Genomic DNA, 18,303 nt, shown 5'->3' with positions numbered 1-18,303 from the left:
TTTTCGCTTTTTAACCCAAGCTCCTTCATGAGTCGTTGCACTTTTTTATGGTTGATGAGGTATCCCTGGTTCCGGAGTTCGAAGAAAATACGGCGATAGCCATAGGTGCCATTGTGCTGATGAAAGAGGGACGTAATCCGTTCTTTCCATTCTTTATTCGGATCTTCTTTTTGGAACTGCTTTTTCTGATAATGGTAGGTGGCTTCCGGGATCCCCACTCTCTCTAACGCGTCTTTTATTTTGAATCCTTCTTGTTTGAGTTCGAATACCAGCGCTGCTTGTGCTTTTCGAGATAGGCATTCGGATTCTCTTGAAAAGCGTTCAACTTTTTTAAGTAGGAATTCTCTAAACGCAGCAGTTCATTTTCGCGTTCTAATTGTTCTTCCCGCGTGAAAGCTTGTGTTGATTTGGTCGAATGTTTCTTCGGTTTTTTGGGCATGGAAGACCGTCCTTTCGTTTTTTTCTGGAAGCCCTCGACCCCTTCTTTTTGAAAGGTCCTGCACCAACTCGAGATTAAGGAAGGGTCGTGCAAGTCGAAGGCGGTCGCCGTCTCCTGAAGAGAAGCACCTGTCTGGTTCCTAAAGTGTAATACATGCAGTTTGAATTGGACAGAATAAACTGGTTTGGAACGTGGCTTCTGTACTCCTTTTACTCCGTAATGATGATAGGCACGAACCCACCGTTTGATGGGAGTGACACTAGGGATCAAGTATTTCTTCGCCAATAACCGGTATCCCAGCTCTCCTTGCATATACTCCTTCACAATCATTAATTTAAATTCCTCACTATACATTGTCATACAAAAACACCCCAGAAGTTAGATTTTGAACTCTAACTTCTGGGGTGCACTACCTTTTCGCGAGGCTCGTCTTCAACTAATTCATCACTCGCCAAGCTCTTTCAGAATGGATTTTCAGACTTCGCTTCCTCCCGCTGAAGTCGCCACCTTTCATTCCTATCATCACTTTCAAAAAAAAACGAACAAATATTATATTTGAAGCTTAAAACTTTCGTAAAAATGATTAATATAACGCATTATGAAATTGACTCAATTACCTGCAAATTATAAATCTCCTGCTCGGAATGTATGAAGCAGCTGCCTATTAAGAAGCGTTCCAGGAGAAAATACTCCAATCTGCTTCGACTCGTTCTGAAGGTGTTCCTTCCCTTTTTGTCTGGGGGTTGTAAGGCACCACTATAAATTCATGGGAGGCAAAAATATTCTGCCGGCTGACTGTATAAGAAGATTCACCCACTACTTCATCCAACAGCTCCCGTTCCCCATCATTCAGTTTATATATTCGGTAATGCAATCGTTCTTCGTCCACAGCCTCCCAGCGAAGTTCAACATTACCTCCTAATAAACCTAAATTCATATCTGCCTCCAGGTTATTTAATTCTGCGAGCCTGATTGGTTCTTCTAAGTCATTCACCCCTTCCGGCGGAGAAAATGCAAGGTCTTGTCCTTCTTCACTGGAAATAACATTTTTAAACAAAGCTGTAGGGGTACTGCTTGATAATTGTTCATTCGCTTCCCCTGCACCCATCCATACCGCTCCACTTACTTCGGGTGTCCAGCCTGCAAACCAAATATCCCTGGCTCCTGTAGAAGTTCCTGTTTTCCCAGCCAGTGCTCCATCAAAGCTTCCTGCAGTTCCCGTGCCTTCCGTAACTACCGCTTCAAGCATCCGCGTCATATTCCAGGCAGTCTGCGGAGAGACCACCTCTATTTCTTCTATTTCCACCTGTTCGATTAACTCTCCATGCCTGTCGTAAATTTCCTCCACAAAATAAGGAGTGGAGTATCTCCCCTCATTAGCAAAAGTCCGATAGGCCGCAGCTGTCTGCATTGGGGATATTCCTTTCTCCAGTCCTCCAAGAGCGATACTCAGCCCCTCATCTTCAATTAGAATATTTTGCTTCTCCAGTATTTCTTTCGCTTCGTCGATGCCAAGCTCATTCAGGAGCCAGACGGCAGGAGCATTCACAGAATGTAATAAAGCATCGTACATTGTTACTTCCCCTTCATAAGTGCCATTCAGGTTTTGCGGCTCATATCCATCGTAGGAAAGCTGTTCATCTTTTAATAAAGAATAAGGTTCATATTCTCCGGCTTCCATAGCCGGTGCAAAAACTGCGAGAGGTTTCATGACAGAACCAGGCTGACTCGGAGCATCTGCATAATTAAATCCTTTTCTTGCATAATTCCGTCCGCCCTGGACTGCTTTTACTCCTCCAGTTTCATTATCAAGCAGCACCAGGCTTCCTTCCATGCCCTCTATCGGGTAGGCATCCTCTGCGTGGAGAGTTTCATATGATTTTAACTGGAGTGATGTATCTATAGGAGCAACGATGCGGTACCCTCCGCTCAACACTTCCTCTTCACTAATATGATAAACGTTTTCCATCTCTTCAATCAGCATATCCACATAAGTATCATATGCTGGATCCGAAGTAATGCTGTGCTGATCCTGGGGGATCGTCCGACCCTGTAAACGAACAGTTTCTTCCGCTTCCAGATATCCCTGCTGATGCATAAGACTTAATACCAGGTCCCGTCGCGATTTACTTTTATCTTCATCTATGAAAGGCGAATATAGATTAGGTCCTTTTGGCAGGCTTGCAAGAAGAGCACCTTCTTCCACATCCAGCTCTTCAATCGACTTTCCGAAATATAACTGAGATGCAGCCTGGACTCCATGCGCTCCGTGACCAAAATAAATACGGTTCATATACATTTCCAGAATTTCCTCTTTTGAATATCTATGCTCCAGATTTAAAGCTATTAATACTTCTTCCGTTTTTCTTAACAACGATTTTTCAGGTGACAGAAACACATTTTTCGCCAGCTGCTGCGTAATTGTACTCCCGCCCTCCGAAGCAGACCGGGCAATAATATCCCGATAAAGCGCTCTTAAAATAGATCGGGGGTCGATCCCTGTATGGTCATAAAACCGCTGGTCCTCTACAGCGATAAAAGCTTCCTGTACATGAGAAGGGATTTGATCTATAGAAACTGTTTCCCGGTTTTCAGAAAAAAGCCTGGTAATTTCCTGTCCTTCAGTATCTACCACCGTAGTAGATTCTTTCATCACCAAATCTTTCTCATCGATCGCATAATTTCCAAATAATATTATTCCTAAATACACTGAAACTACTGTTATTGCAATAATCAGAACTGCAATTATGCTGTAGGCGATCCTTTTTCCCCACAAATTCCCCACCTCCCTCTGTATATATTTTCTTCTGATTAAATTTAACTTCTACTTAACGACTCCAGCAATTAAACAATGCTCACAAGATATCATATGGTCTAAATTGTTTTCGGTATTATATACGCTTTTCAGAGAAAAAAGTTACGTTTATCATTTTGTGAAACTTAAGTGACTTCCATTTCGCAAGCTTGATGGATACTGTATAGTAAAGGGGCATATTATAAACGATGGAGGTTTCCCTGTTGTATACATTAAGTATTTTTATCATAAATGAAGTTACTTTTTTCTCATTATGGATTGCGCTTTTTGCAGGGATTGTATCATTCCTGTCCCCCTGTGTCTTCCCCCTGGTTCCTGCATACTTAGCCCAGCTTACAGGAGCTGAAATTTCGCAGAATAAATTATCTGCAGACCGGAAGTTAATTTTATCCCGCAGTCTCGGCTTTATTCTAGGATTTACTTCCATATTTCTCGCACTCGGTGCTTCCACTTCTTTTCTTGGAGGGCTCTTTTTGCAGAATCAGCAGCTGGTTGAACAACTGGGCGGCATCATTATCGTATTATTTGGGCTGCAGCTGATGGGAATTTTCCAGTTGAATTTTTTGATGAGTGAAAAGCGGATGAAAAACCCCGCAAAATCTGCCAGTTTCGGGCGTTCTGTACTTTTTGGGCTTGTTTTTGCAGCAGGCTGGTCTCCTTGTATTGGTCTCGTACTTGGGTCGATTTTAGCGCTTGCAGCTCAAAATGATCCTGCCGGCGGAATGATATTACTTCTGTTTTATTCTGCAGGTCTTGGTATTCCATTTATTCTTGTGGGACTTCTGTTTGCAAAATCAATAGACCGTATCAGAAATTTGAACCGGTACCTGCCGGTGTTTCAAAAAGTGAGCGGATTAATCATGATCATACTTGGTATTATGCTGTTTACCGGATGGTTTGCAAGAATTGCCGGCTATCTTTCTCAATACTATATTATTTAGGCGCTGTTATCTTCTGGTAATGCTACAAGGAAAGTACTCGCGCCGCGGAGAAATTTTTCAGCTGTTCCTTCCGTTCAGAAACCAGGGTTCTGCCATTCCACCCAAGTCAGTTTTGGCCATATTACATGCAGGAGAAATTAGTCGGGAACAAACCCTTGGATCAGCTTCTTTGAAAGTGCAGCAGCGTTATTACTTCTTTTAAACAAAAATTTTATTTTCATAGAAGCTATTATGTAAAGTTTTACCTTATACAATAAAGCTTATGCTTTCCAACCTGTTATCCAGAAAGTATGATAAAGATAAGTATTTATGAGGAGGGATTCACTTTGTTAGAAAAAATGCAGCAATTATTAAATGATCATTATGACGAAATGGTAGAAATCAGACGTCATTTACATGAAAATCCGGAGTTGTCATTTCAGGAAGTGGAAACTCCTAAATATATTGCCGACTACCAGAGAAAACTTGGAAACGAAGTAAGAGAAGGAGTAGGGGAAAGAGGCGTAGTCGCAGTGCTGGAAGGCGGAAAACCCGGACCTACGGTAGCGTTACGAGCTGATTTTGATGCTTTGCCAATTCACGAAGAAACAGAACTGCCGTTTGCTTCAAAAACTGATGGAGTTATGCATGCATGCGGCCATGACGGCCATACTGCTGAATTGCTGGTACTTGCGAAAGTTCTTACTTCTATGAAAGAAGAACTCGCAGGATCTGTAGTTTTCATTCATCAGCACGCTGAAGAATATGCTCCCGGCGGGGCGCAGGCAATGATCGCCGATGGCTGCCTTGATGGAGTAGATGTTATTTACGGGACGCACTTATGGTCTATGATTCCTCATGGAACAGTAGAATATACAGAAGGTCCAATAATGGCTGCAGCCGATAAATTTTCTATAAACGTAAAAGGAAAAGGCGGCCATGGAGCTCAGCCTCATATGACCAAAGATTCCATATTAATCGGCGCCCAGATCGTCCAAACTTTACAGCATATCGTCAGCAGAAATGTTGATCCCATGGATTCAGCAGTTGTAAGTGTAGGGCATTTTGAATCAGTGAACGCATATAATGTTATTGCCGATAAGGTAAAAATCATTGGAACGGCGAGATCGTTTGAAGAAGATGTCCGTGATTTACTGGAAGAAAGGATTATCACGTTGGCACAAGGAGTTGCATCCGGCTATGGGGCGGAAGCGGAAGCAATTTATGAAAGAGGATATCCCGCAGTTATTAACCATGAGGAGCAGGCAAAAATTGTAGGAAAAGTAGCAGAGCAGTCTGCAGGAATTGATCATGTAGAAGTTACATCCCCGCAGATGGGCGGAGAAGATTTTGCTTATTATTTAAAGCATGTGAAAGGGGCTTTCTTCTTTACTGGAGCAATGAAGCCGGATGCGAAGGTGACTTATCCTCATCATCATCCTAAGTTCGACATTGAAGAACGCGCGATGCTGAATGCTGCAAATGTACTTGGCGGTCTTGTCCTGGAAACATTTGATCAAATGAAATAATTTTTAAAAAGCAGCCCGGCAGAAATTTCTGCCGGGCTGCTTTTATTTAAGGCTACCTTGAAAATAAAACTTCTGCTAAAAATAATTAATACTGTTGCTTCACTTTCGTTACACAGCAGTATTAATTTTCATACTTCATGGTGCAAAAATTTTGCATGAGTGTATCTGTTAAAGTCTGATGTTGATACAAAAAAAGTACGCCTGCGGCTCCTTTTTCTGCGCTTGCCGCGGAGAAATCCCTCAGCTATCCCTCCCTTTCGTCCGGGATGATCTTCAGCCTTTCTTTTTCCGCAGGCGTCTTCACCGCCTTGTCTTCGTTTTATTGATTGAAATCTTGTAATAGAAACACTCTCTTTCTTTTGTTTCGCAAAGGAAAGAACGAAGCGGAAACCGGCGGACGCCTGTGTAGAGAGTGAGCATTGCTCCGCTCGACCAGCAGTCATCTTCTCCAAGAGCGTGAAGCTGACTTTAAGATCATTTGGTCGGCTGCGCAAATGCTTCCGGCGGTGAAAGTACACACCGCCTGTGGAAGAACGAGCTGGGAAGATCCCGCAGCGCAGCGAGGAAGCTGAGGAGCTCGTCCACGGCAGGCCAGTTGCAGCGAAGTTTTCTCTTTTCAACAGTGAGCATTAACAGAGCTTTATTTAAAGAAAGGATAGGGCTGCTGCCTTCATATTAGTCAGCGGCTATTTTCCCGGGAAGACGATAGTTTATTCCATAAAAATACATTCCCAAAGTAATAATCAAAATTATTACTGCATTTAACCATTCACCTGCTGCGATAATAATAAAACAAACTGCCTGCAGGAGGCCCAGCCCCCAAATCCAGAATTTCACGCCAGCGAGCTTCCAGGAGGTTTTTAAAGGATAAAGTGGCAGCATCTGACTGGTTTGAAAGTGATATGCCAGTGTTTCCAATTGAATTACAGTCATATAGGCAAACAGCCCGGCTAACAGCCACATTCCCCATGAAATATCTACAGCGGCAAGAAAAATCATTCCAAGCACCGTTAACCTGATATAAATCCCAAAATAATCTCCCGAACGAATCATTGCTCTTCCAAAAAGATAACGATAAGCGTTCTCTCTCGAGTAAGGAACAAGCCGGTAAAGGAAAGAAAGCCATGTCCTTTCTTTAATGCTTTGTTTTAAATGTGGTACGTCTGTAAAGTTATTGGCAACTCTAAAAAAAGTTCTCACCGTGTTGTTTTCTATCCTGATCAGCCTTTCCCACTGCAGACTGCCACTGATCCGGGAAAAATAAAACTGGTAAATTGCTGCAAGAAGCAGTGCCGCCCCTGCAGTCCATATTACATGCATAAATGAAAATAAGAGATAGAGTACACCTGCATTTAAACAGGCCCGCAGCCATAAATGGACTTTGTATTTCCGGTCATCCTGAATTCGCTGCTCCTCAAAGGAAGCAGCAAGATTCCATAGTTTCAATAGAAAAATTGCCAGAAGCACACTTAATAATATTCCTCCGCCGGAAGCAATCCGATCATTAAATAAAGGTGCCAGCAGTAAAAAGGCAAGAGTCACCCAAAATGCTTCCATCATCCAGCTGTATTTAAGAGAAGCCCGGAAATACTTTTTTAAACGTGATTCCATGGGAAGCAGAAAAACTACGTCTGCCTGCTTTAAAAATGTTCTGACTCTGCCCCTCGTTACAATCCATGTAAAAAACAGGGTAAAGAACAAAACTGCCGGGAAAGTTTCAGGCAGCCACTCCAGAAACTGGCCGTAATAATAACTGCCAAATAAAAAGAGAATGTAAATAGTAAATAAAAAACCGCTGTTTCCTATCAGCCTTAAATATTTAACTGCGAGCGTCCAATATTCCTGCCTTCTTTTTTCCCATACTTTTAAAGCTTCATTCATGGGAATCTTCCTCTGTCATTCTTACATAAATATCATCAAGATCGGCGCCCGGCATAGCCGCCTGTGACTGCAGCTGCTCTAATGTTCCCTGCATCAGTACTCTTCCCTGGTCCAGAAAAATAAACCGGTCGCAGTACTTTTCTGCTGTCGCAAGAATATGGGTGGACATTAATATCCCGCATCCATCATCACGCATTTCCTGCATTCTCTGTAAAAATGATTTTATACCTACTGGATCAAGGCCGACAAATGGTTCATCAGCAATATAAAGGTCCGGTTCTAAAAGAAATGCGCTCATAATCATTACTTTCTGCCGCATCCCCTTGGAAAAATGATCCGGAAACCAGTGTTTCATTTTTTTCATTCTGAACTGCTGTAGCAAAGCTTCTGCTCTTTCTTCAAATACTTTTTCTTCCACTCCATAAGCCATAGCCGTTACTTCCAAATGCTCCCACAACGTTAATTCTTCATAAAGCAGTGGTGTTTCAGGAATGTAGGCAATCTGCTTTCGGTATGTATCTATATCATCTGTAAGCTCTCTGCCGGAAACTTTAATTTTACCCTCATGTGGTTCCATTAACCCAAGGATATGTTTGATAGTTGTACTTTTTCCAGCGCCGTTTAATCCGATAAGGCCTACAATTTCTCCCCGGCCCACCGTGAAAGATATGTCGTGCAGGACAGGTTTGGTCCTCTGATAGCCGCCGTTTACATGTTCAATTGTTAATAATGGATCCATAATAAAATTCCTCCAATCTTCCCCCCCTAACTATAGCGAATACAATAAAAAAAGAAAAGCTGCGAACTCATTCTTCTGTCGCAGACTCAAAAAAATTATGATAAGATAATTCGTATTACGTGAAAATTCCCACAAATTAAAGAGGTGATGAACTTGGCAGCACAAGATTGTATTTTTTGTAAAATTATTGATGGGGACATTCCTTCGTCCAAAGTGTATGAAGACGACCACGTGTATGCATTTTTAGATATCAGTCAGGTTACAAAAGGACACACTCTCGTTATTCCTAAAAACCACGAAAAAGACATTTTTGAACTGGAAGAGGAAACAGCTTCGCATTTATTTAAAGCAGTACCAAAAATAGCAAAAGCATTAAACAAAACATTTCAGCCAAAAGGTATGAACATTCTCAACAACAACAAAGAATTTGCAGGCCAGTCAGTTTTTCATTACCACCTTCATCTGCTTCCGCGTTATGGAGATAATGACGGATTTCAGGCTTCATGGGCGGATAACAGCAAAGATTATGAGATAAGTGATCTAACAGAAATGGCAGAAGAAATTTCAGCAAATCAATGATATATACGAGTCTGGGGAGGGTTTTACCTTTCTTAGGCTCGTTCCCATTCTAAAGGAGGATCTATAAATGACAAGAGCATACAATTTCAACGCCGGACCAGGACCTATTCCAACTCCTGTTCTTGAAAAGGCAAAGCAGGAAATGTTCAATTTTGAACAATCAGGCGCGGCCGTAATGGAATTAAGCCACCGCAGCAGTCTTTATGAGAAAATTCACTTTCAGGCTTTAAAGCAGCTAAGAGATATATTGAGTGTCCCAGAAGAATTTGACATATTGTTTTTACAGGGGGGAGCTACACTTCAATTTTCCATGACAGCCCAGAATTTCCTCGAGGAAGATAAAAAAGCCGGATTTGTACTTACCGGCTCGTGGTCGGAAAAAGCGAAAAAAGAAGCCGAGGCTTTTGGCGAAACTGTGGTACTTGCTTCTTCTAAAGATTCAAACTACGCTGCGATTCCTGAAGTAGACCTTGCTTCCGTAGAAGAATCTCTTTCTTATGTGCATCTGACTTCCAACAACACTATTTTTGGCACACAGTGGAAAGAACTGCCGGCAAAAGGTAACCACCCGGTTATTGTAGATATGTCCAGTGATATTTTGAGTAAGCAAATTAACTGGAAGAATGTAGATCTGGCTTATGCCGGTTCTCAGAAAAATGCTGGAATGGCTGGTGTTACCCTTGTGTTTATCCGGAAGTCGTTTATGGAACAAGCGAATACTTCCCTTCCGCCATCTATTTCTTATGCACAGCATGCATCCAAGGATTCGCTTTATCATACTCCTCCTACTGGAGCTATTTATATTACAAAGCTCGTCACAGACTGGATTCTCGATATGGGCGGCCTGGCAGAAATTGAAAAGCGGGCAGAAGCTAAGGCTAAGATGCTTTATGACACTATAGATCAGTCTGAAGGGTTTTATACTGGACATGCAGAACCTGAAGCACGTTCACTTATGAATGTAACATTCAGGCTTCGCAGCGAAAAGCTGGAGGAACAATTTCTCCAGGAGGCAGCTAATGCCGGTTATATGGGATTAAATGGTCACAGAAGTGTAGGCGGGTGCCGCGCTTCTATTTATAACGCCGTACCTTTAGAACATGTAGAAGCATTACGGGATATGATGATAGCCTTTAAAAATAAGCATAAATAATAAATCTCTTTTCGTAGAATAATATCTAAGGAAAATGTCCTTATACCCTTTCTGGGAAACCAGACAGTTTTTTCGAATTACTTTGTCGAAAAATATCGTCTGTATAAGGCATTTTCCTCTTTCTAATAATAAATTTTCAGAAAATACAGAAATGATATTGAGTCGGCAAAGGAGCCTGTGTTATTATATGTATAACATTTTCCCAGTAAAGTAATAGCTGAGCAAAATGAAGTTACGAATTGAGACAGGAGGAAAAGCTATGGACCAGGATCCCAAGATGCAGTCAATGAAACAATCTATTATGTTCAGTCATAAAATAGCGCAGCTAAGCAAAGCTTTATGGAAATCTATTGAAAAGGACTGGCAGGCATGGATTAAACCATTTGACTTAAATATTAACGAACATCATATTTTGTGGATAGCTTATCACCTTGAGGGTGCTTCTATTTCAGATATTGCTAAGTTCGGCGTTATGCATGTCTCTACTGCTTTTAATTTCTCTAAAAAATTGGAAGAGCGCGGATTACTTACATTTTCTAAACGAGCCAATGATAAAAGGAATACGTATGTATACTTAACAGCAGAAGGAGAAGAACTGCTTCTGGAATCTTTTGAAAGCTATAACCCTGATACTTACAGTGTATATACCGGTTCTCTGCCCATTAAAGATTTATATGGTAAATTTCCAGAGTTTTCGGAATTAATCAGTATTGTAAAACACGTTTATGGACCTGATTTTATCCAGATTTTCGAGAAATCAATGAGCAAATTTGAGGAAGACTTTGACGAAGTAGACGGAAAATTAATTCCTGTGCCAAAAAATAGGAAGCCCCAGCCTGTGGATTCTTATAAAAAGCTGCCTGGAAAATAAATCCGGTCAGTTTTATTTTTTTTGTAAAAAGTATTGATTTCTCTTCGATACAGGAGTACATTAGCAAAGTGCTACTAATTAACTTGTTATCGAAAGGGTTTTCTTATATGAATTGTTTAAAAACTGTATCTGTGGCAAAAGAAATTGGCAGAACACGCATGTGGTTTCTTTCCGCTATGGTGATGCTCTCATATTTTCTTATTTTCTTTACTATGTTTCAGACCTTTGGTACACAGAGGCCATTGGTCGATTACGGCTTCTTTCCTGTAATAGCAGGGATTGCAGCAGTTGTCCCGATTCACCTGATCCTGCACTGTCTTCCTATTTGGCTTTCAGGTAAACAAGCACGTTTCGGGTACCGCAAATTTCAGTGGCCGTATTTTTATTATTCCGCTAAACAGCCATTAACAAAAAACTTAAGTATGATCTCTACCGTTTCACCTGTATTGACTATTACTTCAGCTGCCATTATTTTAGCTGCGCTATTTCCAGCGCATACGCATTACATTGCTATTTTGTCAGCGGTAAACTTCGGATTAAGCACGTATGACTTCTTTGCTTTCCGACAGATGATGACAGCGCCCAGTGCTTGCTTGATAGAAGAAAACGTGAACGGATTTCATGTTATTCGGCCAATGGTAGAGCAGGAAGCTAAATAATTTAATGAAATATCCAATCGGCAAATAAAAGAGCACGCGGATAGAAAGTTATCCTCGTGCTCTTTTATTATTCTAAATTACTTACCTTGAATATCCAGGCTGCCTCTATTCTGCTGCAGTAATTCGAAATTCAATATCATTATTTTCCAAATCTACAGATTGGGCTTCAATCACAAATTCTTCTGTTTCTAATTCTCTTAAATTTAAATATAATGAACTTTCATTCGGTGCTACACTTATCCATTCGGGCAGGTCAATATTATCTCCGATCAAATGAAAAATTTGTGCTGCTGGCAGCTCAAGTGCTCCCAGGCGAAAGCCGTCCTCACGCAGCCATATATTCCCATCCTCTGATACTTCAGGCTGAAAATCGACTTCTAATGGAATGTTCATACCAAATACAGTAAGACTTGTTTCGAAATAAACTGCATCATCAATAGTTAAAATAAAATCATCTGCATCCTCTTCTTCTTCCAATTCTCTCTGAAGCCATGCATTTGCATCTTCTCTAGTGGCAGAAACCAGAAAAGAAGGTCCTTCCACATTTTCAATTTCAGGTGCTGTAAAAGATTCAGTTTCCTCTACAGTTAAATTTTGATCCACCCAGATCCAAAGCCCCGCTATGCTAATAATTACGAGCGCTAATAATATAAAAAACGCTGCTTTCCACATGTTTAAAATCTCCCCCTTCCAGTAAACGAATAATAATGATTCGTTTTCTTTCAAACAAATATTTGATACACTAAATGTACAGTTTCTTTGTACCCTGTGCAACGGATAAGAAATGTTACCTTTTATGCAGGCGTGAATGAGCCAGTAAGTTACCCCAGGAGGCAAAATATGTATATTCCATTTATATTATTTGCAATGTTTTATCTTTTTGTTATTAATACGATGACAAATAATTTATGTGTAACGAAGGAAATTCCTGAAGAAAAGCAGCCAAAAATTTTCCGCACAGTAAATGTTCTTATTACTATTCTCATTACTTCATCCTTTGTTAGAATTTATTTAGCTTAAGAAATTCAAGTTAAGCAGCTCCTTTACTAATGACAGTGAAGGAGCTCTTTTAATTCCTGTTCAATCCCCACATTACCAAACCAGCAATTTACATTTTATTTGGCTCTGTAACTACATACCTGGATAATATAGCAATACCCAGCAGATACATAATGTGCTAATATAATAGTCAGTATTTGTGAGGGGGCAATAAAATGAAATTCTTATTATTTTTTATTGTTTTACTAACTGCCTGTACGAACACAGACGATGCAGTCAATGAAACTGAAGCTGTAACGGATGAAAATAACAATAACAACCTGCAACTCGAGGAAGATAATAATTCTGTAGATAATATTGAAGAAAATGTCAATGAGCCTGAAGCTGTGGAAGAAGAGGAAGAAGTTATACTCACAGCTGAAACAAGTGTTGGAGATGTAGCGGAAGAAGAGTTTGTCACGGTTTTAAAAGAAATGTACGGGGAAGAAATTCTTGAATTGTTAATTCATAATAAAGTCTTTGAAAATGAAGCAGAGGCGTTAGGTATTACAGAAACAGACATAGAATCGGAAATTTCTTTTTTAATGGATACCATGGGGATGGAAAACAACGAGGAATTTTATCAAATCATGGAAATGCAGGGAGTCCGCAGCGAAGCTGAGCTGCGCGGAAGAATTCTGGAGCATCTGGTTATGGAAGAATTAACTGGCCTGAGCAGCGAAATTGAAGAAGAGTCTTTATTGGAAGAATATGAAAAAGGACAGGAAGTCGAAGCGAGACATATTCTTGTAGGAGATGAAGAAACTGCAGAAGAATTAATATCCCTGCTGAATGATGGTGAAGCAGACTTCGCTGAACTTGCTGAAAGTTATTCGCAGGATCCCGGGTCAAGTGAAGAAGGAGGAGAACTTGGCTTTTTCAGAAGAGGTACTATGACTCCCCCCTTTGAAAAAGCAGCTTTTTCCCTGGAAGCAGGAGAAATTAGTGAACCTGTCCAGAGCCAGTTTGGATATCACATTATAGAAGTATTAGACCGCATTCCGTTTGACGATCCGTATGAAGAAGTAAGCGAACAGCTGTATACTTCTGTGAATGAAAGAAGAATGTATGAAAAGAATCGCCATAAGGAAGCTTTACTCGAAAATGTGGAAATAACAATTCATGATGAAGAACTGGAGGGATTCACTTTAGATTAATCTTTTTCACTCCCACAAATTTATACAATTTATAGTGTTTGTAAATTCGCAGAACGGGAACACCTCTAGTAATACTTATTTTACCGGAGGTTATCATATGGCGCGAACTAAATTATCAGAACTCAGCTACGGAGAATTTCAACAATTGCTCGTGAAATCTGTAATGGATCAAATGGATAACACCGTTGAACAAAGTCCACTGGTTTACTTTCCAGTTGTACATGACCGAGTTGAATCTTTTCTTTTCATTCACTGGAAGGAAGTTTTTGAAAACTGCAGTGACTTAACGGTCGATGAGTGGTTCAGCTCTTCCTGCTACGATAAATTTTATAATGATGTATTAGTAGATTTTAAATCTAAGAATTTTGAAACTGATACGATGCATCATGGTTCACAAAAAGAGCAGAATACAATGGAACCTCTTACTTAATAGATTATTATCACATACGAAAGAGCCCTTAATCAATAAGGGCTCTTTTTTACGTATTCAGTCGATAAAAATTGGTTTATAAAATGAACGCTGGTCCATGGCGAAAATTCTTTCACTGAATTCTCCTGGCTGCGTTCTGTCCAAGGCTCTGTCCATCATATTCATTTTTGCATCAATGTTATCAATCATATGAAGTATTTCTGCTTCTTTCACCATAGGAGGTTTTGGACTGCCCCATTCTCCCTTCGAATGATGAGACAAGATCATATGCTGTAATACCAGTACTTCTTCTCCTTCGATCCCAAGCTCTTTGGATGCCTCATCCACTTCGGAAACCATAATGGATATATGACCAAGCAGCTTACCCTCCAAAGTATACTGGGTACCCATCGGTCCTGATAATTCCCGCACTTTCGCCATATCATGAAGTATTACTCCTGCATAAAGAAGATCCCTGTTCAAAGAAACATACTGATCTGCAATTCCCCTTGCCAGCTCCAGCATGGACAGTACATGATACAGCAGTCCTGATACATATTCATGATGGTTTTTCGTTGCAGCAGGAGAAACCGAAAAAGCCTGTTGATGTTTTTTAAACAGGTGGCGTGTAATGCGCTGGATTTTTGCATTGCTCATTTCAAACAGATACTGATTTACCTGTTCCAGCATTATCTCTTTCGCCATAGGTGCAGAAGGCATAAAATCTTCCGCTTTCATTTCTTTGTCCGGCTTTCGAATTGTTTTTAACCGGAGCTGGCGATTCCCGCGGAAGTCCTGAATGTCTCCACTCACCTGTGTCACCGTACCTGAAATATATTTAGCTTCATCCTCAGGGGTAATCCCCCACATTTTCGCCTCAATTTCTCCAGTTTTATCTGTAAAATGTAATGTTAAAAAAGGTTTACCGTTACTTGCTATTCCTTTTTTTGCGTATTTTATTAATAAGTATAAATCTACCGTCTCTCCTATTTGATGCTGACCGATTCCTTTTTTCATTTTAAGAAGCCGCCCCTTTCCAGCTGAATACCAATATTATAACATGAAACGCACGTTCGTTAAAAAGATCACTTTCTTCCTCCTGTAAATTTAAAGGAGCGGACTTTTTATATAATGCAGAACTTAAATATTAAATTTCTTCATTAAACAAATTTCTAAATCTAAGGAAAAAGTTCGTCTGTTTAATATTACATCTTCTCCTGAGAATATATGTTGATTTACTCTCACTGTGGACTCGTTACTATCGCGTTATCGTGATTTACTCATTTTAAACAGAGTTTACTCACGTATGAACCTTTCACTCCCGCGCCGGCATGCTTTACTCATTTTTAAAGTACTTAATTTGCATTAATTCATTTTCCGGCCACTCGAATACATTTTTACCGTATGCACCTGCCACCCGTCCACTACCGTTAAAAACAAAAGCGCTTTGACTTTTTACGATACTTCCCTGTCCTGCAATGTCACGAATGTTTTTGGATAATGGTTCTTTACCATTCCACTCGTATTCCTGGCTTTTCTTATGGAGAGAATATCATTCATAATATTTTTATTCTATTATCTCCCTTGTGGCCCTTTCTTGTTTCGAACTCCTAATTTTTATTAAAGACGTGGCATAATGGACCACTATGATTATCTGCAGGTACCTTGCGGATGATGTTTTCACGCATGGCCCTTCTTCTCTGCTGCCTGTCTATCTCCTGGCAGGTTACCCATAGAAAAAGTCACTTATAATTTCCTGCATAAAAAAAGTCCTCATTACAGAGGACTGTTGAACAAGAAATATTCAGTTTAAATATTCTCTTTGATGCTTTTGTGTGTAAAGGCAGCTTTCTCAGCTGCCCTGCCACTTACAAGGCTTTTCTTACGTTTAAATTTAATTACTTCACATCGAAATTCTGGTCTTTCGGTAAGTGAATAGTAAAAGTGACTCCATCTTCTTCATTCGTCACTACCGGATAGCCATGATGCAGTTCGCAGATGCTTTTCACAATTGCAAGCCCAAGGCCAAATTGGCCCTTATTACCTTTTCTGAAAGGTGTAAACAAATGATCCACCTCATCCAGAGGGATATTTTCTCCATTGTTACTTACATGGATAAGTACCTGATCCTCTGTTTCTTCCGCTCTCAGTACTATTTTATCAATTGCATATCGCAGCGAGTTTTCCACAAGATTTTCAAGCAGTACGTTCATTTGTTCTTTGTCACCCCGGATCACTGTCTGATCACCTTGCACGATAATCTTCACATCTTCTCTCGTCACCCGGAAACGCTGCTCTACTCTGTAAGCAATCGAGCCAAAAGGAAATTCAGTAACTTCCATCGGTGTTTCTCTTAAAGAATCCAGCTTGGTATAGTACAGCATATCTTTTACCCGCTTTTCCATCCGGTTGGATTCTTCAATTATTACATCCATGGTTTCATCCATATTTTCCTTTGGAGTGACTCCATCTTTCACAGACTGAGCATAACTTTTTACTATCATAATCGGTGTTTTCAGTTCATGGGAAGCATGCTGCATAAATGTTTTCTGCGCGGAATCGTAGCGGATCAGATTCTGTCGCATCTTTTCAAATTGATTGGAGAGCTTTTCAAAATCTTCATCTCCGTTCCAGTAAAACGGCTCTTTCCAGTTTCTTTCGGCAATCTGCTCAAAATGGTTACCAAGGCTTGTTAAAGGCTGACGCAAATAGTGTTTCAGCCAAAAAGCAGGTACAAGACTCATCAGGCCAGCAAAAAGCATTATATAGCTGAGCCGTCCCCATAACCGGTCCACCATCTGATCCCTGTACGTATCCCACATATATGACACGTGATATGCTTCGCCGCTTGTTGTATATACTTTATAAACTACATAAAAAAGCGTAGCCCCGTTGTATGTTAACTCATAGCGGCCTCGTCGTGTCATTTGCTCCTGTGCCCGCTCCCCCATTTCCTGAAGAACTTCATTAGGTACAGGATCTCCTTCAATTGTCGCGAGCTGATTCATTAAAAAGAAATGGAACACGGAGCGCTCCGCTTCCCGCCTCTCAATAAAATCAAGCTCCGATTGTGGAGGTACTACATGTTCTCCCTGCGGATTCGCCCAGCGCATTTGTTCCTGCTCTATAATACGGTATGTTTCCTCCGTAAGTGCTCCTTTTAAAGATATCGGATAGATCACACCGATAAGAAGCGCTACAAGCAGGAGAATCGAAATAAACGAAAACCAGATTCTCTGCGTCAGGTTGAGACGAATCATGAGAGCAGAACCCGGTACCCATATCCGTAAAGTGTTTCCAGATGTATCCTTGGCAGCTTCTTACGCACGCGGCGAACAACATCATCCACTGCCCGTTCCGAACCAAAATAATCTGTACCCCATACATATTCAATAATAGTTTCCCTGGAGAGGGCTTCACCGATATGGGACGTAAGCAGAATAACCAGATCCATTTCTTTTGTAGTTAATTCAATATGTTCGCTGCCGTCATGTACAGTTCGCGAAGTAGGATCAATAATATATCCGTTCAGCTCTATATCATCTTTTTCATTTACTTCCGGCGGATACACTCGTGTCAGCATTTTTTTCGCACGAATTACCAATTCTTCCGGTAAAAATGGCTTTGCAAGGTAGTCATCGCTTCCTAATTCCAAGCCAAGTACTCTATCCAGATCCTTATCTCTTGCTGAAATAAATATAACCGGAGTATCTGCTTCCGCCTTAATAGACTTTAACAGCTGATATCCATCCATTCCCGGCAGCATAATATCGAGAATCCATAAATGGGGAGGGTTTGATATTTCTTCAGATGCTTTCTTACCATCTGTATAGTGATTTACTTCCCATCCCTCTTTTTCCATATAAGCTTTGATGACTTTTCCAAGATTTTCTTCATCTTCTACTAAGTTTACAATAAACTGTGTCATCTATATTCTCCTCACTTCCTGTTTAAACTGCATTAGTTTTCTCCTACTATTTTAATATAACCTCTCCCAGATTGAAAATACAGCGAGGTTTTTACATGATCTTCGTAAAATTCTCTTAATTGAAGAAATTTCATAATACAGTTTTTTCATAATATATACGCTCGTTAAAAATAATGCTCATGATAA

The 18,303-nt window shown here is 40.4% G+C and carries 17 protein-coding genes and 1 pseudogene; 9 read left to right on the top strand and 9 right to left on the bottom strand.

The genetic code is table 11. The features are described 5' to 3' along the window. The 3 genes and pseudogenes from BLP92_RS14215 to BLP92_RS14205 form a co-directional block, all read right to left on the bottom strand. Positions 1–146, bottom strand: a pseudogene (locus tag BLP92_RS14215) (IS3 family transposase); the annotation flags it as partial. Between the two features lie 89 nt (positions 147–235). After that, on the bottom strand, positions 236–799 hold the full coding sequence (locus tag BLP92_RS14210) for a helix-turn-helix domain-containing protein (protein ID WP_090843619.1): 564 nt from the start codon (positions 797–799) through the stop codon (positions 236–238). Between the two features lie 304 nt (positions 800–1,103). Then, positions 1,104–3,215 carry a transglycosylase domain-containing protein gene (locus tag BLP92_RS14205; protein WP_090843618.1) on the bottom strand — a complete coding sequence of 704 codons (2,112 nt, stop codon included), beginning with the start codon at positions 3,213–3,215 and terminating at the stop codon, positions 1,104–1,106. Positions 3,216–3,457: 242 nt separating this feature from the next. Between BLP92_RS14205 and BLP92_RS14200 the strand changes: the two genes are divergently transcribed. Next, entirely contained in the window at positions 3,458–4,195 is a 738-nt protein-coding gene (locus BLP92_RS14200) for a cytochrome c biogenesis CcdA family protein (protein WP_090843617.1), read from the top strand. A gap of 290 nt (positions 4,196–4,485) precedes the next feature. Then, positions 4,486–5,703, top strand: coding sequence for a M20 metallopeptidase family protein (locus BLP92_RS14195; protein ID WP_175444309.1), 1,218 nt, complete (start codon positions 4,486–4,488; stop codon positions 5,701–5,703). Positions 5,704–6,378: 675 nt separating this feature from the next. Here BLP92_RS14195 and BLP92_RS14180 read toward each other — a convergent pair. Then, entirely contained in the window at positions 6,379–7,584 is a 1,206-nt protein-coding gene (locus BLP92_RS14180) for an ABC transporter permease (protein WP_090843614.1), read from the bottom strand. Further along, the gene (locus BLP92_RS14175; protein WP_090843613.1) at positions 7,577–8,323 is read right to left on the bottom strand and encodes an ABC transporter ATP-binding protein; all 747 of its coding nucleotides are present in this window, start codon (positions 8,321–8,323) and stop codon (positions 7,577–7,579) included. The genes BLP92_RS14180 and BLP92_RS14175 overlap by 8 nt, the downstream gene beginning before the upstream one ends. A 147-nt stretch (positions 8,324–8,470) precedes the next feature. Between BLP92_RS14175 and BLP92_RS14170 the strand changes: the two genes are divergently transcribed. The 4 genes from BLP92_RS14170 (at position 8,471) to BLP92_RS14155 (ending at position 11,585) form a co-directional block, all read left to right on the top strand. Further along, positions 8,471–8,902, top strand: a complete 432-nt coding sequence (locus BLP92_RS14170; protein WP_090843612.1) for an HIT family protein — start codon at positions 8,471–8,473, stop codon at positions 8,900–8,902. A gap of 67 nt (positions 8,903–8,969) precedes the next feature. Further along, a complete protein-coding gene (gene serC / locus BLP92_RS14165) occupies positions 8,970–10,055 on the top strand; it encodes a 3-phosphoserine/phosphohydroxythreonine transaminase (protein WP_090843611.1) in 1,086 nt (361 codons plus the stop codon). Positions 10,056–10,314: 259 nt separating this feature from the next. Then, positions 10,315–10,926: an HTH-type transcriptional regulator Hpr gene (locus BLP92_RS14160; protein WP_090843610.1), complete on the top strand. Its 612-nt coding sequence runs from the start codon at positions 10,315–10,317 to the stop codon at positions 10,924–10,926. A gap of 107 nt (positions 10,927–11,033) precedes the next feature. Then, complete coding sequence (locus BLP92_RS14155) at positions 11,034–11,585, top strand: DUF3267 domain-containing protein (protein WP_090843609.1); 552 nt, start codon at positions 11,034–11,036, stop codon at positions 11,583–11,585. A 105-nt stretch (positions 11,586–11,690) separates the two neighbouring features. Here the strand turns inward: BLP92_RS14155 and BLP92_RS14150 are convergent, their stop codons facing one another. After that, positions 11,691–12,257 carry a YpmS family protein gene (locus BLP92_RS14150; protein ID WP_090843608.1) on the bottom strand — a complete coding sequence of 189 codons (567 nt, stop codon included), beginning with the start codon at positions 12,255–12,257 and terminating at the stop codon, positions 11,691–11,693. 168 nt (positions 12,258–12,425) lie between these two features. On the opposite strand from BLP92_RS14150, the gene BLP92_RS14145 reads away from it, so the two are divergent. The 3 genes from BLP92_RS14145 to BLP92_RS14135 all read left to right on the top strand — a co-directional run bounded on the left by BLP92_RS14145 (position 12,426) and on the right by BLP92_RS14135 (position 14,210). Next, positions 12,426–12,605, top strand: coding sequence for a hypothetical protein (locus tag BLP92_RS14145; RefSeq protein WP_090843607.1), 180 nt, complete (start codon positions 12,426–12,428; stop codon positions 12,603–12,605). Positions 12,606–12,799: 194 nt separating this feature from the next. Beyond that, entirely contained in the window at positions 12,800–13,780 is a 981-nt protein-coding gene (locus BLP92_RS14140) for a peptidylprolyl isomerase (protein WP_090843606.1), read from the top strand. Between the two features lie 97 nt (positions 13,781–13,877). Continuing rightward, positions 13,878–14,210 (top strand): hypothetical protein, encoded by a 333-nt coding sequence (locus tag BLP92_RS14135; protein ID WP_090843605.1) that lies wholly within the window; start codon positions 13,878–13,880, stop codon positions 14,208–14,210. 57 nt (positions 14,211–14,267) lie between these two features. On the opposite strand, the gene yhaM is transcribed toward BLP92_RS14135, so the two are convergent. The 3 genes from yhaM to BLP92_RS14120 all read right to left on the bottom strand — a co-directional run bounded on the left by yhaM (position 14,268) and on the right by BLP92_RS14120 (position 18,117). Continuing rightward, positions 14,268–15,206 (bottom strand): 3'-5' exoribonuclease YhaM, encoded by a 939-nt coding sequence (gene yhaM / locus BLP92_RS14130; RefSeq protein WP_090843604.1) that lies wholly within the window; start codon positions 15,204–15,206, stop codon positions 14,268–14,270. Positions 15,207–16,087: 881 nt separating this feature from the next. Continuing rightward, positions 16,088–17,449, bottom strand: coding sequence for a sensor histidine kinase (locus BLP92_RS14125; protein ID WP_090843603.1), 1,362 nt, complete (start codon positions 17,447–17,449; stop codon positions 16,088–16,090). Then, positions 17,446–18,117, bottom strand: a complete 672-nt coding sequence (locus tag BLP92_RS14120; protein ID WP_090843602.1) for a response regulator transcription factor — start codon at positions 18,115–18,117, stop codon at positions 17,446–17,448. The genes BLP92_RS14125 and BLP92_RS14120 overlap by 4 nt, the downstream gene beginning before the upstream one ends. Positions 18,118–18,303: the final 186 nt, after the last annotated feature.

Source organism: Alkalicoccus daliensis, from assembly GCF_900103955.1.
Classification (GTDB): Bacteria; Bacillota; Bacilli; order Bacillales; family Salisediminibacteriaceae; genus Alkalicoccus; species Alkalicoccus daliensis.
This window is presented reverse-complemented; position numbering and strand designations above follow the sequence as displayed.